Genomic DNA, 24300 nt, shown 5'->3' with positions numbered 1-24300 from the left:
AAACTCATAGCGTTAAAACATAAGTACATAATTCTATATAAAGTGTACTCGATTAGAGGAGAGATTAAATTGACAAGAGCCGTTGGAACAGTAGTTCGTGGGCTTCGCGGTCCTATCATTAACAAAGGAGATAATATCGAACAAATCGTAGTTGATACAGTAATAAATGCTGCAAAAATCGAAGGCTTTTCGATAGAGGATCGTGATATTGTAACAGTAACTGAATCCATTGTCGCTCGTGCACAAGGAAACTATGCGACAATTGACGATATAGCAACAGATATTAAAGCAAAATTCGGTGACGAAACAATTGGTATCATTTTTCCGATTCTTAGCCGTAATCGATTTGCAAACTGCTTACGAGGGATAGCAAAAGGGGCAAAGAGTATAGTCTTAATGTTAAGCTATCCATCTGATGAAGTCGGGAACCACCTTGTAGATATCGACGAACTAGACATTAAAGGCATAAATCCATGGACAGATGTATTATCTGAAGCTCAGTTCCGTGAACATTTCGGTTTTATCCAACATCCATTTACAGGTGTTGATTACATCGAATACTATAAATCCCTGATTCAGGCTGAAGGTGTAACTTGCGAGGTTATTTTCTCAAACAACCCAAAAACCATTTTAGACTATACAAAGAAGGTATTAACTTGTGATATTCACTCACGTTTCAGAACAAAACGGATCTTAACAAACCATGGTGCTGAAAAAGTATATGGACTTGATGATATTCTTTCAGAATCAATCAATGATAGCGGCTTTAATGAAGCTTTTGGTCTACTTGGATCAAACAAAGCAACAGAAGACAGCGTAAAACTATTTCCAAACAATTGTCAACCAATTGTTGATGAGATTCAAGCAAGAATCAAAGAAGTAACAGGTAAAACCGTTGAAGTAATGATTTATGGTGATGGGGCATTTAAAGATCCAGTCGGTAAAATTTGGGAGCTTGCGGATCCAGTAGTGTCACCTGCTTACACTAAAGGACTTAATGGTACTCCAAACGAAGTGAAATTGAAATACTTGGCAGATAACAACTTCTCACATCTTCATGGAGAAGAGTTAAAACAAGCTATTTCTGAATACATCCAGAATAAAAAAGAAGACCTAGTTGGTGCAATGGAGGCACAAGGTACTACACCTCGTAAACTAACAGACCTAATTGGATCATTATCTGATTTGACTTCGGGTAGTGGGGACAAAGGAACACCCATAATCTATATTCAAGGTTACTTCGATAACTATACAAAATAAAATAATACAAAAAGGATGTCTCCTAAATCCAGACATCTTTTTTTACTTTCATGAATTAATATACTCCATACAAAAGTTAGAGTGAAATCTAATTTTTGAGGTGTTTTTCTATGGCTAAGTATAGTGAAGGATTTAAACAAGCGGATAAAGCAAAAATTGGCAGGTATGAGTCCGGTACAATACCGTATCCATACTAGCCAATTAGCTGCATAATATAAAACTCTAACTTTCGGGCGTCACATCAGAAGGGATAGTTGCCTTTCTTTAATACGAGTCCTCAAATAAACTCTGAACGTGTAGAGTGTAGAAACAGTCTATTTAGCTTCCCGCAAATAGTTATAACAAAAAAACTCATTTACTTATGATACGGTTCCCCGTTATAGTTGTTAATGAGGTTTATTTTGTATTTGCAATTTTTTCTCTTTTCTTTCATGCTACTTATTCATTTTATTAAGAAAATCCCCTAACAGACTGTCTAGATCATTTTCCATGTCAGCCTGTTGCTCTTCTGCTGTTATCGATTTGTCTTTTGTTGCTTTTTGCCAATCAAACGTATTTAAATCATCCATTATACTTAAATCTCCGGCATCAGCTTTTTCCTCAAAAGCACTTAAATAGTTACTCGCTAAGGATGCTTCCGTATCAGGTACCTCTTCGTTCGGCAATTCTTCTTGCAAATACAAGGCATCATTAATATCTAGAGAATTACTATTTAACGATGCAAGCAAGGCAGTTGTTCGAATGGGATCCGTTAAAAGCTGGTAAACAATCGAACCCAATACGGCCTCCGAATGCTCATGTTTTAACCAATCTCGTTGTGATTTACTTAATTTATGAGGAAGAGGAACCGTAATCGTTTCCCGTTCCTTCGAAAAAGATTGTCCAACCCCTTGTAACACAAACTCGGCAATCTTACTCGAAAAATTCCTTCTTTCTAATTCCTTTAGCCTTTGTAAATGCCCTAATAGATGATCAGGGGTATCTGAAGGGATACGAAATGAAATGGCTTGCCCTCTCTTAATCTCCTTTGAACTAGAGCTTTTCATATCATCACCCTATTATTTCTTCACAGGTTCTTGGGATGGTTTAGACTTTTCACTCTTCCTCACAAAATCAGTAATAAGCTTATAGTAAGCATTCGCCATCATCCAAATACTCTCTTTCTCATCTTCAAAGAAATCAATATTATACCCATCTAGATTATTATTCAATGTTTTAATATATTCTTTTAAAACATTCGCTCCCCCACCAACAAAATAGCAGATTTCTGTTTGTGAATTTTTCTGCCATACATTTCGTAATAGACGATATTGTTTTTTTGCTAGTTCAAGTAAGATCCGATCCGTAATATCATGGACACTTGTCCGACTTCCCTTCACCATAATATGATTCCGGTCATTTTTTCTCGTGATAATTTCGACAACATCACGACGGCTATCTAATTCGATGGCATGTTTCGATCTGATTTCTTCTCTAATAGCCTCTAATGATTCCGATACACCTAGATTAAATCCTTGTGCCTTATCATCATCAACATTTCGATTCTTAATGACAGCAATATCTGTCGATAGTCCCCCTATGTCCTGAATGATTATTCTTTTATCAATTAAATCTTTATTAATGATTTTTAGCTGGTTGTCCATGACAAGATTAATATAAGCGGCAAACCCTTCGGGATAAATCTTTACTTCATTAAACTTAATATTCACTTTTAAACCTTGATATTTAGGAGTAACAAGGAATTCCACCTGATGGACGGAACCAACCAATTTGGAGCGGTATCCAGCGTCCTTACCTTCCTTTACTTCACGTAGTGGGAGGCCAGTTCCAAGTGTATAATTGGCATCGATAACATTTTTTACTCGTGGGAAAGTATTGCTATTCTCCTCATTTACGGCATCTAATGCTAGAGTGGCAAAAAGCATGACCAATGTTTGATCTTCTTCGGATTTAGCGCTTCCTGGATCTAGCTCTGTTGCATTGTCACTTTTTGTTGCCAAATGGCCTACACGGTAGATGGCATTGTTATCTTTCAATGCAGGGGAGTGAACCTTGATATGTATTCCTTCTAGCGGATTTTTATTATTTAATTCTTCTATTCCAATCACAGGACGATCTTCTGTGTCTATTCCTACAATATTAGGAATATTTAATTCGTACTCTAATTCACCAAAAATGGCCTTAATGGAGTCATTACCAACATCTACAGCTGCAATTCTAGAGTTCATCTTTAATCATTCCTTTTTATTTATTTCTTTACTATTAAAAAGGCTATAAGAGATTACTAGATTCTACAATGAGCTTTACCCAAAAGATATACAACTGTAAACACTTCGTAAACTATGGCTATTTGTAGACATTTCCGTAATCTTTAGCAACAAACCTGTATACATCCTACAGCGACAAGATGTATACAGGTTTGTTTACTTGTAAACACTTTTGCATACAATCTGATTACAAAATGTAGACGTGTAAACACTTTTGTATACTTCATATTTTTCGTAAATGATTGAGAAGTTATCATTATCAACCTCTTGAAAAAACATGATGTATTTATCATTTTCCACCCTATAAAAAGGGAGAATGCTTGCGCATTCTCCCTTTTTAATATATTTTTTAAATTCCCGCCTTAGTTTCTAAAAAACTCATTTACTTATGGTACGGTTCTCCGTAACTGGTCTATCGGCGAAAATTCACCACGGCACTTAACCGGCAACCATCTTTATAGTAATGACCCATAACCATATTCACAGGATCTTTATCACAAACATGTGCAACTTATACCAGCTCATCCGCGATCATTTTCGCCTTTTCCGCAATCTCTCTCATATCCTCGACCGGAACAAGCTCGGCTAATTCGTAAGCCAGCGGATTACGGGAAAATTTGTACAATTCGTCCCGCAGCAGGTTCCTTTTTTCTATGGATGCATCTATATAAAGCTTGCATGGCTGCCTAGCCTCATCCAAATCATGCAAATCGACATAGCCTGATTTATGAGACTCCAACACAATAGCTGAAAGATCGATTAGAGCTGAGCAGGCAATATCAATTTCTGCTCGAAATGTGCCGTTAGCACTTTTCACATCAAATCCAATACTTCCGCCGTTCTCCAAGTCCCCCTCAGAAAGGAGCTCATCGAAACCCAATTCCTCTAAAATCTGATTGAGCGTCACATCCGTTGAGTCCAATTGTTCTAAATAGTCTATTAATGCCAGTGAATCATCGGACCCGCCAATTAAATCTCTCCACCATTTGTTTATGTATATGTTCTTCTCCCACTTTCTTTTAAGCATTGTAATTATCCAAATAAGACCGTTTTATTATTATAAGAGGTCATAGGCTTTGACTAACGCTTAATCTCTCAAAAGCATACTTATCAATGCCGCTATCGCCGAGCCATCGTCAGGCTATACCCGCCGCCTTTAAGAGACGAATTAACAGCTCCTTGCGCGTTCCCTGTGCCTTGCGAGCCAATGCAGCCAGCTTCTCCGCCTTGCCCCAGATCGGGTACAATACCCGTTCGGCCTCATCATCCGACAAAGTCTCTATTTGCTGTACTAATAGCGTAAGCTTGTCTTCACTTTCCAGCTCCGGCTGAATTTTCAGCTTTAACGAATCGTGGGAACGAAGCAGGCAGGAGATCAAGGTGGGCGTCGATCGTTCCGTTATACCATAGGTCTCGACAAAAACGGCTGTGAACTTGTCATGCACCAGCTGGTGCTCATCATCTACAAGGTCTATGTAAGCTTCAACAAGCGGAAAGTACCCTTCGGACGAAAGCCCCAGCCCGAACACAGCATAACTGCCAGGCATGACGCTTTTTTCGTCATCCACATCTTCATACCATTCGAATTCTACCATCGCCTCACGAGCGTATTCCTCCAATAACGGATGCAGCTCGGAATAAGCCAGAGCATTCGCAAAAAAACGATGCGTTTCCGATTTGGCTAGCCCCTTGATGGGCAAATACTCTCTCACGCTAGATTTTAACTTGATTTTGTAGCTTTTCGGGAAGCCCTTTCTGAGCAAAGAGAGAATAAACGAAATTGCCCCTTCATACGCCCCGGCTTCTTCCTTGCGAATAACGATGGTGAAGAGGGAAAAAACATCGTTAGCCTTGCATTCGACCAATTCATGGCGCATATGAACGTCTTCTTGAGAGAAGCTGTCGCTGCCCTCCTTCAGCATACGTGTGGCTTTGCCGCTGCCAAGCTGCTTCGCCAGCTCCAAAAAAGTCAGTCCCCTAAATTTGCTGTAGTTCGGCTCATAACGAATAATCATTACCGCGCCGTACAACAGAAGGTCAATAGGCTGATTTGGCTCATCCTTATTCTCAAGAACAGCATCCGGCTTGATCACATACTCATTGCTCCCGTATTCGGAACGGGTAACATCATAGTAACGAGGCAGGAATACATCCTCAGCCCAGCCGGTCAAACCTCTAATGATATCTCTTCGATGCTCCGCGAGAGCCTCAGCCCGTTCTTTATTCAACTCTTGAATCCGATCAAATAAGGTGATCGTCTTTGCGGCTTCCGGTTCGGGGAACAAATCCGGATTCAGCAGATGACGCGCCAAAAAGAAAGTTTCCAGCGGCTTTGTCGGGTAAGAGTCCTTCTCCAGTTTTTTCTCGATATAGGACCGAATTTGCTCTAGAAGCTGCCTCTTTTTCGCTTCATACACAGTTTCCAGCACCGTTAATTCCACAAGCCCGTCCATCGTTGCGAAAGTTCCTTGGAAGGTAAAACGGTAGTTGATCAACGGCGACGTTTCCAGCTTGTTCAGCCTCTTCCTTACGATTTCCGCCAGCAGGGGCTGAATCTCATGCAATATCTGCTCCCGCGTAAAGGGTGAAGCTTTCATCGACTTTTTGCCTGCGGCACTCCCCACAGATTTCGAACTGTCGACCCTAGTCCTGCCCGGTCGATAATCCAGCTTGACAAAGTTAAAGATGCCTACTTGCAGCGTGGTGCGTAAGACCACTTCCTCTGCGTTCTTTCGATTCTCCTGTTCGTCAAACCAATTATTGATGGCCGTTTTCATCTCTTCCAGCGCTTCTTTCTGCAATTCGTTCATTGTCTTCTGCCTTTCCGCGTGTTCTATCTTTTCTCAACATAATCATACTATGAAAATGGAAAACCTTGTTGAATTGATATTCCTCTCCGCCCTTACGCTCCTGGTTTTCTATTTGTCAAAGAGTTTAAAGTCCAGTTTTTTGAACTAGTTTTTATCTGAAAAAAGGAATTGTTTTCAGGGTCTGTAGCTGAATCATAAATAACAACATCATCGTAATAGTCCATAACTAATAAGAAATCCCCTTCAACTCCATACATTTCCATCATCTTTAAAATAGCCCAATCTTTTTGGTAATCAAATCTATTTGAAGAACGTGGACCACTAATGTCTCTCTGCTTAACAAATGAGTCTTTTAGTTTATCCATGTAATCAATCCTATTCATTCTCAATCTGAGAGTTTGTTAATATATGAATAAATCATCTTCCTCAATTGTATCGATAAAATAGGTCCATAACAACATTTTTTACCAATTTTACCATTTTACGTAGTAAAGAAGTAGTAACTTCTCTCTGTTAAATATTACAGTCATTTCCTTAATTCGTATCCCACATTGATTTTAGGATATATTCTTTGTTTTAATTCTTTTAAAACAAAGAAATGATAAATACAGAGTATTGAATGCTTAGCTAATACATAAAATTTACTAGTATCAGATATGATGGTTGCTCTATTCATTTATTTCTACTTGTAAAGAATTGGGAGTTATTGTACATATTACTTGTTTACCTTGATATTTAAAATGCCGTTAGTTTATAAACTAACGGCATTTGTGGTAATAACCTCATTTACTTATGATACGGTTCTCCCCGCAAAATCCGAAACGCCCGATAAACCTGCTCCACCAATATTAGCCTCATTAACTGATGTGGAAAGGTCATTTTCGAAAAACTCAGTTTCTCATTCGCCCGCTGCAAGACCTCAGAGCTCAGCCCTAGCGATCCTCCGATCACAAACGTCACTTTGCTTTTACCATATGTAGCTAACTTATCCAGACCATCAGCCAGCTCCTCTGATGTTTTCATTTTCCCCTCAATCGCTAGAGCAATGACATGTGCGTCTGGATGGATTTTTGATAGGATCCGCTCGCCTTCCTTTTGTTTCACTTGGATCATTTCAGTATCGCTTAATTCTTCTGGGGCTTTTTCGTCTGGGACTTCGATGATTTCTATTTTAGCGTAGGCCGATAATCTTTTTAAGTATTCATCGATTCCTTGCTTTAAGTATTTTTCTTTTAGCTTGCCAACCGTTATTATTGAGATATTCACAGGTCATCCTCACTTTGTAAACAAGATATCCACATTAGTTATCCACATATCCACATTTTCTATCCACATCTTGTGTGAGATCATTCGTTCGCCACAAGATATACAGCGTGATTTTGACAATATTCACAGGTTGTTGATAACTCTTCTTCCTTTGAAATCTTTGATAATTGCGGAAAGGTTTCGTACTCATCAACCACTGTATCTATTGCTATATCAACATGTTCCTCGCAGCTGTAAATCATTTAAGCATTCCTTCTTTCTTCATTTTCACTTGTGATTATTATTTGAATTGTGGATAATTTTCATTCCATTCACATTTTCTACTTATCCACATCTCATCATATCAAACCAATAAAAAACAGGAAAGCCTCATTGTGCTTTCCTGCTTTTATCTTGGTTATTAGAATGTTTCACCGCTCAGTTTAATGGTTGCTTCTTGAAGCTTACCTGCTCGGTAAAACTTCACTTTCATCTGATCGCCAACTTTTTTCTGATTATACAAATGCTTTCTAAGCTGAATGACATCCCCTATTGCTTCGCCATCCATTTCAACAATTACATCCATTTCCTTTAAGCCTGCTTGAGCAGCAGGTGAATTAGGTTCAACAGATGTAATCGCAACTCCTACTTTCACATCTCGAGGAAGTTTTAATGCCTCTTGCTGATAGTAGCCAGGGATTTCACTTACCGATGCTAACTGAATACCCATGTATGGTCTTCTTACTTCCCCAAATTTCTCTAGGTCCTCAATAATTGGCCGGGCATAATTGATTGGAATAGCCAATCCGATTCCTTCAACCGCTGACTCAGCAATTTTCATTGAATTAATGCCGATGACTTGGCCACTAATATTAATTAAGGCTCCACCGCTATTCCCTGGGTTAATGGCTGCATCTGTTTGTAGAACCTCAGCCTGCCAATCAGCTGTTCCATTTTGGTCAATATCAACTGGTACTGTCCGTTCTAAGCCAGAAATAATCCCTTGTGTGACAGAGCCCTCAAATGTGCCTAATGGATTTCCGATTGCGATGACTGGTTCCCCAGTTTTCAATGCACCTGAATCACCAAATTCAGCAACCGTTTTAATATCCTTTGAGTCCACTTCCAATACAGCTAGATCTGTCCAAATATCACTGCCAACAAGCTTTGCCGGTATTTTTGTTCCATCTGCAAGACTTACCTCGAGCTGCTGGGCACCTTCAACCACATGGTGATTCGTTACGATGAAAGCACTTTTCCCCTGCTTTTTATATATAACACCTGAACCAGTTCCAGCTGGCACCCCATCTTCACCAGCTTCTCTGGACCAGAAGCCTGCTGCTTGGATATTTGTAATACTAACGACTGCATCCCCCGCTTTATCAACGGCTTTCGTTACATCTGTTACGACATTAAGGGATACATTTTGTGTAGGAACGTTCGCACTTTCATTATTCGCCGCTTCCTCTTCCAATTGGTTATCCGGCTCGATTGAATACGGCAAAACATTGTAATCTGCGAGCTTAGGGATTGCAATAATGACAAGAATGGCTCCTAGAATCACACCTACTAGGCTTGCTAAAAAATACCCGCCTTTGTTTCCTTTTTGTTTATTGGATCGATTTTGATAATCTTGATCATAATAGCCCACCTTGCACCAGTCCTTTCATTTCACGTCTATTTAAAAAATGAGAGAGCTACATGTTTACCTTTAATGTCATGATTAGTCCTAAGATTTATTCTTCCTTCTTACCCATTATTATACTCCCTCAATTTTTATAAGCTAAGAAAAAAGCAATTGTAAAACTCAATCTTACGACTTTGTTCATAAGTTTGATGAATTTTGTTAAAAAAAATGAGCATCGCCTTAAGCGATGCCCATTCTATTAAACCGCTGTTAATGCCGTCGGAATTTTCGGGTCTGTATCAAACAGGTCAAACTGCTCCCCTACTCTAATCCCTCTGCCCTCAAGCGTTTGTGCAACAGCCATTCTCGCTAAATCCTTCATATTATTGTCCTGGCTTAAATGAGCCAAATAAATGCGCTTTGTTCGATCCCCAGCTACTTCACTCATGGCAATCGCCGCATCCTCATTAGAGACATGGCCAACATCGCTTAAGATTCTTCGTTTAATACTCCAAGGATACTTTCCCATTCTAAGCATCTGCACATCATGATTACTTTCGAATACATACGCATCCGCATTGGAAATAAGGCCCTTCATCCGATCACTTACATAGCCTGTATCTGTTATAATAACCACTTTCTTTTGCCCATGATGAAAAACATAGAACATCGGGTCTGCCGCATCATGGGAAACACCGAATGATTCGATATCTAAAGAACCGAATGTCTTTACGGTTTCCATATTAAAAACAAACTTCTGCTCAACAGGTACTTGTCCAATTAAGCCATCCATTGCCTGCCATGTTTTTTCGTTTGCATACACAGGTAATTTATATTTTCTAGCCACAATTCCGACACCTTTAATATGATCACTATGCTCATGTGTAACTAAAATGCCTGAGAGCTTCCCCATATCCCGGTCAATCTTTTGAAATAAGGCTTCCATCTGTTTCCCGCTTAGACCAGCATCAACCAAAAATGAATGATCCTCTGTCTCAACATAGATCGCATTCCCCGTACTTCCGCTTGCGAGAACGCTAAATTCCAAGGACATATTCTCTCACTCCACTATTTTTTTCTCTTCATTGTTTAATTGCATTATCTGCCCCTCGTACGCGTGGACAAATATATTCTCTTCCCCATTAATCACAAAGCGCCAAGCAGGTGTCAGCACCTGGGATGTACCAGTATGAAGAAAGGTTACATAGCCTAACTCGACTTTTGAGATTTTGCTTTTCGGCTTTAAGGAGCCCTTTTCATATAATGTTTCAATGGCTTTAAGCGGCTGGATTATTTTTTCCTTTTCTGAAAGCTCTTCAATTTTCTCTAAAATCGTTTGCTGATAGGAAACAATATCATTTTCAGCATTTAGCCATATCGTCAATTCCCCGCTAATATTTTTATAGAAAACTTTGTCCTTAAACTGCTGATAGTAGGTAATTTTGTTTTCATCTTTTCCCCAGAAACGATACTGATCACCATATATCACATGGTTTTTAACAAAAGAATTAATCTCTGCCGTATCTAACTTATCCTTTAACTCATACGGCTTATCTAGGGTGGCAGTTAAGACCAAGCCATCATTCACCGTTACTTGCTGCCCTTTTAGCTTTGGATCATCCAATCCATCATCATTCGTAAAGTTTTTAGGCGTAGCACTTAAATAGTTATCTTTTTGAATATTTTTCGGAAGATCATTATACTCAATTTCATCAGCTTTCAGTCTTTTATCAAATGATGGCTCCACAATAAATTCATATTGACTTGAATCCTTTAATTTAAAGAACTCATACATTAAATAGATATCGAGTACAAGAAAGGTCAATATAAAGATTGTTTTAATTTTACTCCAATCCATGATTGCCCCCTCCTATTTCCTCGAAGGAAATTTTATTCCATATATCATTGTATTGATAGTACCAAGCCGGTTCAAGATAAACTAATCGAGTGTGTAAATCCTTTGTCATCGTATACCCTATTACCATATCCTGCAGCTGATTAAGATGAACTCCTTCCATTTGCTCTAGCCACTCTAATGCCTCTTGACCAGAACGCAGAGTTGTTTCAGATTCATCCGGTGTTTGAATGCCAAACGAAAAATTACTGCGGGAATACTCCAGAATCTCGTTTTGTCCCCAAGTATGGCTTATTTCGGAGATTCCATTCGCATCACTAAACACGGGATACCCATTATTCTCATAAAGGCGGAACAATACTCGATGATTTGATTCATCAATCTTCACATATTGATAATTTCCTGTCCAGCCACCATGTTCATTGACAAAATCAATGCTTCTTTTCAAAAGATTATCTGTAGGAAACTGGCTCTCATTGCTCTCAACCGGGTTCACATATGAAAGCGTATTTTTATCCTCATCCACTCTCATCAGACTTGAATAATCCTTAAACTCTACCCCTGAACCTGAAGACTGCCAATTCTTCTGAACCACACTTGGATCTTTAAATAAAGCGTTCTTATACTTTTCAGGGTCTAATGGGTTGGATACATATTGATAGCTTAACATTTTTGTTTCATCAGACAGCAAAAAGAGCACTCGATCCTCAGACACTTTATATGGAAAATAGGAAGAATAACTTAAATTGTATTCCACATTTTTAAAGAATGCATTATTAAAATTATGGACGAAAGATGAAGCAACATGGCTTCTATATGCCTTTTTTTCTTTAGAAGATATAAAATAGACATAGCTTTGTTCCTTCTGCGTTGCACCTATATCAATAACAATACGATCAAATTGAAAATGAGGCAGTTTTTTATCTTTAATATCAATAATCGACCGATAAAGATCAATTGGAATCAGGTCTGGAAATTCAATAACTGCTTTTCCTGAATTATGGATAAAGGAGGGGTAATTGCCTATTCCACCTGAAATATTCTCAAAATCAGCATAATTCCATCTGCTTATTTCAGCTATCACCTTATTAATTTCATTTATATCAACTGTTCCGAAATGACTCTCTTTATCAAGATGATAGATAATCCGATCAGGCCTAACAATTTCTCCGACTTCCTTTTTGTCACTTATCGCTACTTTTTCAACCGTATTTTGCTTTTCAATCACTTCTAAATTTGGCTGGTATGTCCAAATACTCCATGTTAATAAAATACTAAAACAGACTAAAATGACTAATATGACTGATTTAATATTTTCATATGTCATTCCCAATCATCCTCTTCAGTACGAGCATCATAAGGCAGGCTGAAAAATATCGATGTTCCTTTCCCCTCTTTACTCATTGCCCATATTTCACCACCATGTGCTTCAACCATTTCCTTAGCAATAGCCAGACCAAGACCTGTACCACCCAATTTTCTAGTTCTTGCTTTATCAACTCGATAAAATCTGTCAAATATTTTATCAATATTTTCCTTCGGTATCCCCACTCCTTGGTCAGAAACGCTCACAACTATCATACCTAGCTTTTCTTCTACACGGAATGTAACCTTTCCACCTTCTGGAGAATACTTCAGTGCATTGGATATGATATTATCCAGCACCTGTGTAAGCTTGTCCGCATCAATCTCAACAAATGCTGCCTGATCAGGTAGTCTTCGGTCAAAAATCACATTTTGTTTCTTCGTTAATTCAAATCGATCGATAATCCGGTTATAGAAGGAAATAAGATCGATCCACTCTTTTGTCAGACGGTAATCCTTGCTGTCCATTTTTGATAATTGCAGCAAATCATTCACAAGACGAATCATCCGTTCTGTCTCATTTTGGGTTACTTCTAAAAAGTTTGGTGCAATCTCCTTATCCTGCCACGCACCATCAGCTAGCGCTTCTAAATAGCTTCTCATCGTCGTTAATGGTGTTCTTAGTTCATGAGATACATTTGCAACAAATTCACGGCGCTCCGTCTCAATTTTCTCTTGCTCTGTAATGTCATGAAGCACAGTAATAAGGCCATTTACAAATCCAGTTTCCTTTTGGATAACGGAAAAGTTTGCCCGTAAGATTAATGTATTTGTAGGTTCACTGTAATCTAAAATAACTGAATCTCGTTCTGCAAGCAGTTCATCGAAGGTATAGTCCTCCTCCAGACCAAGAAGTGGAACAATTGGAGAGGACAGGACTGTTTCACGTGAAACATTCAGCATTTCTGCCGCAGGCTCATTTATTAAAATGACACGTCCCTTCCGATCAGTCGCAATCACGCCATCCGTCATATAGGAGAGTACAGAAGACAGCTTTCGTCGTTCCCCTTCTGTTGTTGCCTGCGCTTCCTGCAGCTTTTTCGTTAAGTTATTAAATGTCATTGCGAGCTGGCCAATTTCATCATACCCGTAAACCTTAACCTTGCGCGAAAAGTTCCCTTTTGTCATCGCAAGTGCCTGCCTTCTCATATCTGACATTGGCCTTGTGATTGTTTGTGCCAAAAGAACACCTAAAACAGCAGTAATTGCAAGTGCAATGGCTGTACCAGTAATAAAAATATTATTGATTTGTCTCATTTGCTGAAAGACGTTTTCTATTTTTGCAACTGAATATATAGCACCCTTTACTTCCCCATGATGCTTAATTGGGGTAACTAATACCCAGATACGATTCCCCCTATGGTCAATCCGATCCTCGCTTGATTGCTGGGCAGTTGCAAGTGTCATCCTAATGAGCGTGTCTGTTGTCCTTTGCGTAACAACACCCTGATTATCCGGATCCGATGTGCCAAGAATCCTCAACGAATCGTCAATGACAGTTACTTCCGTAATATCAGGTGAGTAAAAGTCTCTCAATAATTTATAAACGTCTTCTTCTTTGGTAGTCTCATCATCAGGCAGACGATCCTTCGTCATTTGTTCTTCAAGATAATAGGCAAGCAAATTCACACGGTCTTGAATCGTTGTTTTAAAATTATCCTTCAATGTAAACTCTAATTGCCGTACAAAGTAAACACCAATAATCTGCATGGCAATCAAAATTAAAAGGACATATATAATGACAAATTTAAGGTGAATCGAACGGAAAAAGCCAACTTTTTTCATTGATGCTCCTTACTCCTGTTCAGGATTTCGCAAGTAATACCCTACCCCTCTTCTCGTAACAATCCAGGTAGGATGACTTGGGTTATCTTCAATTTTTTCCCGAAGTCGTCTAACGGTTACGTCAACCGTTCGGACATCTCCATAATAATCATAGCCCCAAACAGTTTGCAAAAGATGCTCCCTTGTCATTACTTGTCCAATATGCTTAGCCAAATAATGTAGAAGCTCGAATTCACGGTGTGTCAGCTCGATCGTCTCTCCGCGTTTAGAAACGATATAGGCATCCGGATGAATGGTAAGCGAGCCTACCGTAATTTCATTTGACTCCTCTTCCTCCACCGCGTTTGCAGTTATTTGCTGGTGACGTCTTAAGTTCGCTTTAATACGCGCGATCAGCTCTCTCGTACTAAAAGGTTTTGTTACGTAATCATCTGCCCCGAGCTCAAGCCCGATGACCTTATCAATTTCAGAGTCTTTTGCTGTTAACATAATAATTGGCATATCGTACTTTTTTCTAACTTCTCGGCAAACCTCAATCCCATCTCTTAGTGGAAGCATAATATCAAGCAGAATAAGGTCGGGTTTTATTTCCTCCACCTTGTCCAGGGCATCGTTTCCATCATAGGAACAGAAAACCTCATAGCCCTCTTTCTTTAAATTAAATTGCAAAATATCAGCAATTGGTTTTTCATCGTCTACAACAAGAATTTTTTTCTCCATATGGCGCTCCTTTTTCAATCGATTATTTGAAGGAAGTAGATTTTAATTTTTTCATATATGTTCTCACTTTTACTTTACCATTTTATAAATGAGAATACACGTATTAGAAAGATGTTACAGTATGATCATAGTTGCTATTCATTCTTTTCAAAACGAAATAGCAAAAAATCTCTAGTATGCAGCACTAGAGACTTTTTCCTGTCAATTTATTAGCGAATATAATTTAAGGGATTTTGTATTTCCCCATTTTTGTGAACTTCAAAATGCAGATGAACACCTGTTGAATTTCCAGTAGAGCCCATGACACCAATTTTTGAACCTTTGGAAACAGTTTGTCCTACATTTACATCTATCGATGAAAGATGAGCATAGATTGTTTTATAGCCATTATTATGGTCAATGACAATCTTATTTCCAAAGCTTCCATCATAGCCTGCTGATACGATCACTCCATTATCGGCTGCCTTAATTGTGCGATTGCTCGGTCTGGCAATATCAATTCCCTTGTGCATTCTGCCCCAGCGATGTCCGACCTTACTGGAAATGTATCCACCATTAGCAGGCCAGATAAAGCTTCCTTCTCCACGAGATGGGACTACTTTTGTCCCTTTGACCACAATATGTTTAACCGGCTCTTGAAGAACTTCTTCTTTTGCTAGTTTCTTTGTAATGACTTGGCCATTCTGTTCAGAAATATGATAGGTTGCTGCCCGCATACCGTCTTTACCTTCTTGTTTAACCTTTGTATCACCTTTAAACATAGAAGAATCTTCCACAACCTCTTTTTCAAATGGAACCTGTTCCTTTGTAAAGGTTTCCTTTTCAACTACCACTTGTACATACGGTTTCAAAACAGTAACGTTAACTTCCTGATCAATTTGAAGAAGCGAATCCTCCGTTAACCCAGGATTAATGGCTAGCAGCTGTTTTGTTTCAAGGTTATGCGCATGGGCAATTCCTCCAAGCACATCCCCTTCTTTTACTTTATATTTCACTTCTTCTACTGAACCTTTATCAAGGAGCTTGATCGCATCTGCAACAGATAATATTATCCCTGGTTCAATTTGTTCATTGGAAACTGTCACTTCTTTTGATAAACGAACGTCTACTATACGAGTTTCATTTTCCTTTAATGGGGGTAATGTATGATTAGAAGCTTTTTGTGCATCCAGAGCTTTCAATTGATCTTCGGATACATATTTTAACTTTAATTGGTCTAATACTGTTTTTGCCATCTCTGCATTTTCAACATAAGCAACTGGATTGCCATCAATTACTAACGCTGAGGCGTCAGCCTTTACACCAATTTCTTTAACAACTTGTTCTGCTACTTCTGAATTATTCGTAGCAGCATTTGAATGAAAAACCTGCTCCGGAACATATGTAACCTCGGACGCTACAGATAGGTTAAGATTCTGATATGTATCTTTTGACTCAGACAATTTATCATTTACAATATTTTCAATTACGCTTTTATCGGAAACAGTTCCTATGTATTTATCATTCATGTAAACATAATAAACAGTTGTTAACTTTTCACCATTTGCTAAAGCAGAAGCACCTCCCGCAAACGAGAGTGCAGCAACAGCCACTGCTGAAACTGCTGTCTTTTTAAATCCTGTTGTCATTTTCTTATATGTATCATTCTTTAACGAAAATATTTTTTTAATTGAATCTTGCATGTTACATCCTCCTAGACTACGGTACCAAACAAACTTTCATATAGTGCTATGTAACTATTTTTTAATTCCTGTAAAATTTCACTTCTCTACTTTATCATAAAAGCCACTTCTTAGATAACTAGACTTCATAATGTAACAAAAATGTATAATAGTTGACATTTTATTACTATTAATGAAAGTAAAAGCATAAAACTTAGCAGGAATTGTCGAAATAATAAATCTTATATACAGGTATAAAATGCCTATATATGGAGGTTTTTGAATGTTTCTTGATCGGAGCTGCAAAGCAATAAGAAAAAAAGAGAAAGTCCTTTCAACTTCAAGAAAATGGTTTTAATGTTACAGTTATGTAACAAAAAAGGAGTATGATAGAATCATACTCCTTTTTTCCGTTATTTTTTTGATGGCTCAGGACGGAATCGAACCGCCGACACAAGGATTTTCAGTCCTTTGCTCTACCGACTGAGCTACTGAGCCGTATATAAAATATGACAGTCAGCAAGGAGGCTGTGCTTGCCAGCCGCTTACTGACTGTCATGTGCCATGACCCCTACGGGATTCGAACCCGTGTTACCGCCGTGAAAGGGCGGTGTCTTAACCGCTTGACCAAGGGGCCATTTATAAAAATGGTGAGCCATGAAGGACTCGAACCTTCGACCCTCTGATTAAAAGTCAGATGCTCTACCGACTGAGCTAATGGCTCGGAATAAAACTATTATTATGACGACGTTTTTTATAATATCATATAAACTATGTTTAATGCAATAACTTTTTTGGTTTTCCTTAAAAACAAAAAAGCCCTGATAAGATCAGGGCTCCTTCTGCTATTAGTTTTGGCGCCAAGGGCTTCTAACAACATTTGTTTGTGTACGGTCTGGACCAACTGAGAAGATTGAAAGCGGAATGCCTGTTAATTGAGATACACGCTCAAGGTAATGACGAGCATTGGCAGGAAGCTCATCTAAAGTCTTGCAGCCTGTAATATCCTCTGTCCAGCCTTGTAGCTCTTCATATACTGGCTCACATTCAGCTAGTACCTTCAAGCTTGCTGGAAATTCTTCGATAACTTCTCCTTTGTAGCGGTAAGCTACACAGATTTTCAGTGTTTCAATTCCTGTTAATACATCAATGGAATTCAGTGAAAGATCTGTCAGTCCACTTACTCGGCGAGCATGACGCACAACAACGCTATCAAACCAGCCAACACGGCGAGGTCTGCCAGTAGTTGTTCCATATTCACGGCCAACCTCACGAATTTGGTGACCAATTTCATTATCAAGCTCAGTAGGGAATGGACCATCACCCACACGAGTTGTATAAGCTTTAGAAACACCTACCACATGCTTAATTTTTGAAGGACCTACACCAGATCCGATAGTTACGCCACCTGCAACAGGGTTTGAAGATGTAACAAATGGATATGTTCCTTGATCAATATCAAGCATGACTCCTTGTGCCCCTTCAAATAGAACTCTGCGTCCTTCATCAAGTGCATCATTAAGAACTACGGATGTATCGCATACATAGTGCTTAATTTGCTGTCCATATTCATAATACTCATCTAAAATATCTTCGATTTTAAATCCTTCTGTTTCATAAATTCGATCAAACAGACGATTTTTTTCTTCAAGATTACGTGCAAGCTTTTCTTCAAATACTTCACGGTCTAATAAATCAGCAATTCGAATCCCGATTCGTGCTGCTTTATCCATATAAGCAGGGCCAATTCCCTTTTTCGTTGTACCAATTTTGTTTGCACCTTTGCTCTCTTCTTCCACCTCATCTAATTTTAAATGATATGGCAGAATGACATGAGCACGGTTGCTGATACGGAGGTTATCAGTTGTTACTCCCTTTTCATGCAGATAAGCTAGTTCTTTTATAAGCGCTTTCGGATCTACAACCATTCCGTTTCCGATCACACATGCTTTATCCTTATAAAAAATTCCGGATGGAATTAAGTGAAGCTTGTAAGTTTCTCCATTAAACTTAATTGTATGTCCCGCATTGTTTCCACCTTGGTAGCGAGCAATAACCTCAGCATTTTCAGAAAGAAAATCGGTAATTTTCCCTTTCCCTTCATCTCCCCACTGTGTTCCAACGACAACTACTGATGACATAAAAAGCACCTCCGAGATATTCATTATTAAAAATGTAAGTTTACATACGCATTAAAAATCATAATCAAATATTCCTTATATCCCTTTCAAACATTCCTATTTTATCAAGTATTACAGATAAAAGTCAACAAAACACGAACATTTTATATGAAAATATGAAAATATGTTCGTCTAAATAGTGAGATTATTTTCCGCCCAAGTTACTATATCGCTTACATGCTTCTGATATATAAAAAAGGACTAGTATATACACTAGTCCTCTTCCTCTAGGCCCCTGGCGGCATCGCTGAGTCATCATACCGCCTCTCTAAGTTTACGAATTTATTATACTCTTTAACAAAGGCTAATTGTACTGTACCTACTGGGCCATTACGCTGTTTAGCAATAATAATTTCAATGATATTCTTATCCTCTGATTCCTTATCATAATAGTCATCACGATATAAAAAGGCCACAATATCCGCATCCTGCTCAATACTCCCTGATTCACGGATATCTGACATCATCGGCCGCTTATCTTGACGCTGCTCGACTCCACGGGAAAGCTGAGATAGAGCGATAACAGGAATCTGCAGTTCACGTGCTAACGCTTTTAAAGAACGAGAAATCTCTGAAACTTCCTGCTGGCGGTTTTCTCCTGAACGTCCACTGCCAAGAATCAGCTGCAAATAGTCAATCAGGATCATCCCAAGACCATGCTCTTGCTTTAAACGGCGACATTTTGAACGAATCTCTGTAATCCTGACTCCTGGTGTATCATCAATGAAAATACCCGCATTTGACAAACTTCCCATTGCCATCGTCAGCTTGCCCCAATCATCATCTGTAAGTGATCCGGTACGAAGTCTTTGCGCATCAATATTTCCTTCTGCACAAAGCATACGCATCACAAGCTGTTCAGCACCCATCTCAAGACTGAATATCGCGACATTCTCTTCTGTCTTTGTTGCAACATTCTGGGCAATATTTAAAGCAAAGGCCGTCTTACCAACTGAAGGACGGGCACCGACAATGATTAAATCGTTGCGCTGAAAGCCTGCAGTCATTTTATCAAGCTCAGCAAAACCTGTTGGAATTCCAGTGATGTCCCCTTTTCGGTTATGCATCACTTCAATATTATCGTAGGTACGTACGAGAACATCCTTTATATTATGAAAAGCTCCTGCATTTTTTCTCTGGGCTACTTCAAGAATATTTTTTTCAGCTTCTCCAAGTAAGACCTCAACCTCATCCTCACGTGCATATCCGTCCTGCGCAATGCTAGTTGCTGTTCGAATAAGCCGGCGGAGCAAAGATTTCTCTTCGACAATTTTTGCATAATATTCTATGTTTGCCGCAGTTGGGACCGACCCGGCGAGCTCACTTAAATAACTGACCCCGCCAGTATCTTCGAGAAGCTTAGCTGCACTCAATTCTTCTGTCACCGTAACTAGATCAACCGCTTTTCCTTGATCGTTTAGCTTCAGCATGACATTAAAGATCTTTTGATGAGCCGCACGGTAAAAATCCTCTGGAATTAGAATTTCAGAGGCTAATGTGAGGGAAGATGGTTCAAGGAAGATCGCACCAAGAACCGCCTGCTCCGCTTCAATGTTTTGAGGCGGAAGACGATCTGCATATAAATCACTCATCTATAAAACCTCCTTAATATAAAAGCGGAAGCGCCTTCGGAACAATCAAAAGCAGATTGTTCCTGCGTGGATTACTCAAAGGAGCTTTCCTTAGTGTTCAGCTCCGACAAGCATAAGGCAAGCCTCCCGGAAAGGTGTTCTTTACCTTTCTGAGAGGATTGACTTATGACCTCGAGGGGCTAGGCGCTGCAGCTGGATAATTCTAAATACGAAAAGCGCCTTGACCAAGGCACTGAAAGTTAAAGTCTATTAATCAAATCTATAAAATTATCATTTAGATAAAGCATCGTCATACATACAAACACCTAGAAAAAATGTGATCAGCGAAAACCGATCACATTTTTTCAACTCTTCTATTTTATCATGTTTATGTGTAAATGGAACTTCCAAATTTAGTTTGCTTCTTTTACATGAACATTCAGAGTAGCTGTCACTTCAGCGTGAAGCTTGACAGACACTTTTGTATAGCCTAGTGTACGTATCGCATCAGGCAGTTCAATTTTTCGCTTATCCACTTTTAAATTATGAGCCTTTTGCAGTTCTTCTGCAATCTGCTTGCTTGTAATAGAACCGAATAAACGGCCGCCTTCACCTGCTTTTGTTGAGAACTCTAAAGTAATTTTATCCATTACTTCCTTAAGTTTCTTTGCATCTGCAAGCTCTTCAGCTGCAAGTTTTTCTTCCTTTTTCTTTTGGGCATTTAATGTGCTGACATTTGCCTGATTTGCCTCTACCGCTAAGCCTTGTTTAATTAGAAAGTTTTGTGCATACCCGTCAGCAACATTCTTTACCTCGCCTTTTTTTCCTTTACCTTTTACGTCTTTCAGAAATATAACTTTCATACCTTTTTTCTCCCTTCCATATATTCATCAATTACATTTTGCAAACGTTCTTCCACTTCATCTAATGAAACATCTGAGAGCTGGGTAGCTGCATTAGTTAAATGCCCTCCGCCTTCCAGATTTTCCATTATGACTTGAACATTTACATCGCCTAGCGAACGCGCACTCACACCCACTGTATACTCTGACCTTTTCGAGATAACAAATGAGGCGATTACTCCATCCATCGTTAATAAGGTATCAGCTGTCTGCGCGATCAGTACCTGGCTATACTCTTCATCAGGCTGCCCCTTTGCAACGGCAATTCCCTCTCGATAAAAGTATACATTCTCAATAATTTTCGAGCGTTTAATATACGTCTCTACATCTTCTTTTAAAAACTTCTGCACAAGAACAGTATCCGCTCCAAGCGATCGCAAATAAGATGCTGCATCAAACGTCCGAGAACCTGTTCTTAATGAAAAGCTTTTCGTATCCACAATAATCCCCGCCAATAATGCAGTTGCTTCAAGCATTTCAACCTTTACATTCTTTGGCTGATATTCAAGCAGCTCTGTTACAAGCTCCGCAGTTGAAGAAGCGTATGGCTCCATATAAACAAGCAAAGGATTTTTAATAAACTCCTCGGCACGGCGATGATGGTCAATAACAACAACATGCTCAAGCCTATGAATAAGCTTTTCTTCAATCACCATGGAAGGCTTATGTGTATCAACGATTACTAATAAAGTATCCTCTGACGCGATTTCCAGAGCTTGTGCAGGACTGATAAACTTCGAAAATAACTCTTCTTTCTTTTGTATTTCCGTCATTAATCGCTGGATTCCTGTATCAATTTCCTGGAAATTCACAACAATATACCCATCACGCTTATTCATTTCGGCAATCTTTTGAATACCAATCGCTGCCCCAATCGCGTCCATGTCCGGATTTCTATGTCCCATAATAATTACTTTATCACTTTCAGTAATTAATTCCTTCAATGCATGGGCAATAACTCGGGCACGAACCCTCGTCCTTTTTTCGACTGGATTTGTTTTCCCTCCGAAAAATTTCACTTTTCCATTCGTCTGCTTTATGGCAACTTGATCTCCGCCCCTTCCAAGTGCTAAATCCAGACTGGACTGGGCAAGAACGCCAAGTTCAGGAAGAGATGATACGCCTGTTCCCACACCAATACTTAAAGTTAAAGGGATATTGTGCTTTGAGGTTGTTTCTCTTACCTCATCAAGAATGGTAAATTTCCCTTTTTCAAGTTGCTGAAGAATTTGCTCATTATAGACAGCAATGAATCTTTCTGATGATACTCTCTTTAAGAATACCCCATTATCGACTGCCCACTTATTTAAAATGGAAGTCACAACATTGTTCATGCTGCTTCTCGTCTGATCATCCATTCCTTGTGTCAAATCATCGTAATTATCCAAGAAGATAATTGATAGCACAGTTCTTTCTTCCTGATACATTTTTTCAATTTCTGTTTGTTCTGTCACATCGAAAAAGTATAACAGCCGTTCTTCAAGTTTTAGAATGACTCGAAATTTCCGATCATGCAGAGTAATGATTTCTGTTTCCACTTCCTGCTTAATTAAGGGTATGAGTAAATCCCCAACATCATAAAGCGATCTTCCCACTAACGTATCTTCATCAAAGCATGACGCTAAAAAGGGATTGGTCCATTCAATGAAATATTCATCATTAATCAGCATGATCCCAATCGGCATTTCCATCAAAGCCTCTTCACCGACTTTTTTTACCCGGTAAGATAGAGTGGTTATGTATTCCTCTGTTTCCTTCCTCTGCACTGCATCCACTTTAAAAATATAATAAAAAGGAGGAAAGGAGAGAATAACTCCCAATATACTCAAAAGCCAGTTATAATACGCTAATAATCCGAGAAGCACCACTGTTATGCCCATCAACCCAAAAATCGGATAGCGAATGGACCGCTTTTCTAAATAAGATGGCATTCTTTTCAGCTCCCTAACAGTAGTGTTAGATGTTTTTCAAAAGATGAATTTTCCTTTTGAACACTCGTTTATCAATTTTTGTTTTCTAACCTTTTCCTTAATTCAAACCCTAAGTCAATTATACCTAATATCCTAACAATAGGAAGGAGAATTGGGGGAAAGAATGTGAAGACTGCTGCAATGATAGGAACTGCTTTGGATATGCCTTTCATATGACAAATATAAAATAAAAATGCCAACCCTTGAATAACCATACATAGCTGAAGTATAAATGAAAGATTAGCCAAGGCTAAATACCAATAATCTCCCTCTTCAGGTTTTAAAATAAGCGAAGCAAGCATGATAACCAAATAGTACCAAAGGATACTTTTTGGCAAAGTAAGCTCTCTTAAAGGTGGTCTTTCCTGTGGGATCACTCCAAATCTTTTAACAATTGGAAGGGAAACCGACTCAATCAATAAAACAGCAACGATAGAGGTCATAACGAACAAACTTGGGGTCAAGGTCTCAATCATTTTAATAAATGCATCAAAATTATCCAAAACAGTTCCATCGACCTTTTGTCCCAGAGCCTCAACAATGGCCACTGATTGATCAATGGATTCTTTCATCACCTGAATAAATTCTTCAATTAAATTCAGCTTAAAAAAGACAACCGATGCGCCATATTGTACTAATAATGTAATTAAAAAGACTAGTGTAGCAGCAACAAAAGTAGACATTCTACTCTTTTTCCCTTGAATAAAATCCCCGATAACAAGACCCGCTAGTCCATAAGAAAGCGTAAGCGGGATCGATAGAATCGTCCCTACTAAGATAGACAGAATGATCGCAGCAATGAGAAAAACTAAAGAATGGATCCGTGTATTCTTTGCCGCAAATAAGATAAACGGGACTGCTAAAAATAAGTTCGTAACAATCCCTAACACTGGGATATAGATAGTCATTAAAATTAAAACAGCAAAAACAGCTAAACAAAGTGCTCCTTCTGTTAATTTATGTGCATTTCTCAAATTTCCACCCCCTAAATGGGCACTCATAAAGTCTATTTTAGCTAGTAATATAGTCAGATTCAACCATGCGATACTTTGCAGGTGAACAAATATAATCACAGAGTGGTT

General features: G+C 38.8%; 20 protein-coding genes and 3 tRNA genes. 1 reads left to right on the top strand and 22 read right to left on the bottom strand.

All coding sequences use genetic code 11. From position 1 onward, the window contains the following. Nucleotides 1-69 precede the first annotated feature (69 nt). Nucleotides 70-1260, top strand: a complete 1191-nt coding sequence (locus tag FI644_RS09975; protein WP_053478338.1) for a coenzyme F420-0:L-glutamate ligase — start codon at nt 70-72, stop codon at nt 1258-1260. A gap of 434 nt (nt 1261-1694) precedes the next feature. Here the strand turns inward: FI644_RS09975 and FI644_RS09970 are convergent, their stop codons facing one another. From FI644_RS09970 to FI644_RS09865, 22 genes are all read right to left on the bottom strand, one after another. Then, complete coding sequence (locus tag FI644_RS09970; protein ID WP_053478337.1) at nt 1695-2306, bottom strand: hypothetical protein; 612 nt, start codon at nt 2304-2306, stop codon at nt 1695-1697. 12 nt (nt 2307-2318) lie between these two features. Further along, entirely contained in the window at nt 2319-3488 is a 1170-nt protein-coding gene (locus FI644_RS09965) for a ParM/StbA family protein (RefSeq protein WP_053478336.1), read from the bottom strand. A gap of 550 nt (nt 3489-4038) precedes the next feature. After that, on the bottom strand, nt 4039-4554 hold the full coding sequence (locus FI644_RS09960; RefSeq protein ID WP_245637818.1) for an imm68 putative immunity domain-containing protein: 516 nt from the start codon (nt 4552-4554) through the stop codon (nt 4039-4041). 109 nt (nt 4555-4663) lie between these two features. Further along, on the bottom strand, nt 4664-6337 hold the full coding sequence (locus tag FI644_RS09955; RefSeq protein WP_053478335.1) for a DUF6138 family protein: 1674 nt from the start codon (nt 6335-6337) through the stop codon (nt 4664-4666). 92 nt (nt 6338-6429) lie between these two features. Next, nucleotides 6430-6702, bottom strand: a complete 273-nt coding sequence (locus tag FI644_RS09950; protein ID WP_053478334.1) for a dsDNA nuclease domain-containing protein — start codon at nt 6700-6702, stop codon at nt 6430-6432. A gap of 421 nt (nt 6703-7123) precedes the next feature. Continuing rightward, on the bottom strand, nt 7124-7603 hold the full coding sequence (gene rlmH, locus FI644_RS09945) for a 23S rRNA (pseudouridine(1915)-N(3))-methyltransferase RlmH (protein ID WP_142108265.1): 480 nt from the start codon (nt 7601-7603) through the stop codon (nt 7124-7126). Between the two features lie 80 nt (nt 7604-7683). Further along, entirely contained in the window at nt 7684-7845 is a 162-nt protein-coding gene (locus FI644_RS09940; RefSeq protein ID WP_082631651.1) for a CxxH/CxxC protein, read from the bottom strand. A 158-nt stretch (nt 7846-8003) separates the two neighbouring features. Next, a complete protein-coding gene (locus FI644_RS09935; protein WP_142108264.1) occupies nt 8004-9233 on the bottom strand; it encodes a S1C family serine protease in 1230 nt (409 codons plus the stop codon). Nucleotides 9234-9468: 235 nt separating this feature from the next. After that, complete coding sequence (locus tag FI644_RS09930) at nt 9469-10263, bottom strand: MBL fold metallo-hydrolase (RefSeq protein ID WP_142108263.1); 795 nt, start codon at nt 10261-10263, stop codon at nt 9469-9471. A gap of 6 nt (nt 10264-10269) precedes the next feature. Then, entirely contained in the window at nt 10270-11067 is a 798-nt protein-coding gene (locus FI644_RS09925) for a two-component system regulatory protein YycI (RefSeq protein ID WP_142108262.1), read from the bottom strand. Beyond that, the gene (locus FI644_RS09920; RefSeq protein ID WP_142108261.1) at nt 11054-12391 is read right to left on the bottom strand and encodes a YycH family regulatory protein; all 1338 of its coding nucleotides are present in this window, start codon (nt 12389-12391) and stop codon (nt 11054-11056) included. Before FI644_RS09920 ends, FI644_RS09925 begins: the two co-directional genes overlap by 14 nt. Next, the gene (gene walK, locus FI644_RS09915; protein WP_142108260.1) at nt 12388-14214 is read right to left on the bottom strand and encodes a cell wall metabolism sensor histidine kinase WalK; all 1827 of its coding nucleotides are present in this window, start codon (nt 14212-14214) and stop codon (nt 12388-12390) included. The genes FI644_RS09920 and walK overlap by 4 nt, the downstream gene beginning before the upstream one ends. 9 nt (nt 14215-14223) lie before the next feature. Beyond that, complete coding sequence (gene yycF, locus FI644_RS09910) at nt 14224-14934, bottom strand: response regulator YycF (RefSeq protein ID WP_142108259.1); 711 nt, start codon at nt 14932-14934, stop codon at nt 14224-14226. Nucleotides 14935-15143: 209 nt separating this feature from the next. Next, complete coding sequence (locus tag FI644_RS09905; protein WP_142108258.1) at nt 15144-16616, bottom strand: peptidoglycan DD-metalloendopeptidase family protein; 1473 nt, start codon at nt 16614-16616, stop codon at nt 15144-15146. 404 nt (nt 16617-17020) lie between these two features. Beyond that, nucleotides 17021-17093 (bottom strand) — tRNA-Phe (locus FI644_RS09900). A gap of 67 nt (nt 17094-17160) precedes the next feature. Further along, nucleotides 17161-17232, bottom strand: a tRNA-Glu gene (locus FI644_RS09895). An 11-nt stretch (nt 17233-17243) separates the two neighbouring features. After that, a tRNA-Lys gene (locus FI644_RS09890) sits at nt 17244-17319 on the bottom strand. Between the two features lie 124 nt (nt 17320-17443). Further along, nucleotides 17444-18736, bottom strand: a complete 1293-nt coding sequence (locus tag FI644_RS09885) for an adenylosuccinate synthase (RefSeq protein WP_053478325.1) — start codon at nt 18734-18736, stop codon at nt 17444-17446. 266 nt (nt 18737-19002) lie between these two features. Next, complete coding sequence (dnaB, locus tag FI644_RS09880) at nt 19003-20367, bottom strand: replicative DNA helicase (RefSeq protein WP_056687003.1); 1365 nt, start codon at nt 20365-20367, stop codon at nt 19003-19005. 392 nt (nt 20368-20759) lie between these two features. Then, on the bottom strand, nt 20760-21209 hold the full coding sequence (gene rplI / locus FI644_RS09875; protein ID WP_053478323.1) for a 50S ribosomal protein L9: 450 nt from the start codon (nt 21207-21209) through the stop codon (nt 20760-20762). Beyond that, nucleotides 21206-23179 (bottom strand): DHH family phosphoesterase, encoded by a 1974-nt coding sequence (locus tag FI644_RS09870; RefSeq protein WP_053478322.1) that lies wholly within the window; start codon nt 23177-23179, stop codon nt 21206-21208. Before FI644_RS09870 ends, rplI begins: the two co-directional genes overlap by 4 nt. Nucleotides 23180-23250: 71 nt before the next feature. Further along, a complete protein-coding gene (locus FI644_RS09865; protein WP_053478321.1) occupies nt 23251-24192 on the bottom strand; it encodes a YybS family protein in 942 nt (313 codons plus the stop codon). Nucleotides 24193-24300: the final 108 nt, after the last annotated feature.

This window comes from Cytobacillus solani, from assembly GCF_006704205.1.
Taxonomy (GTDB): Bacteria; Bacillota; Bacilli; order Bacillales; family Cytobacillaceae; genus Cytobacillus; species Cytobacillus solani.
Note: the sequence above shows the minus strand (reverse complement) of the source record. Positions and strands in the feature narration are given on the sequence as shown.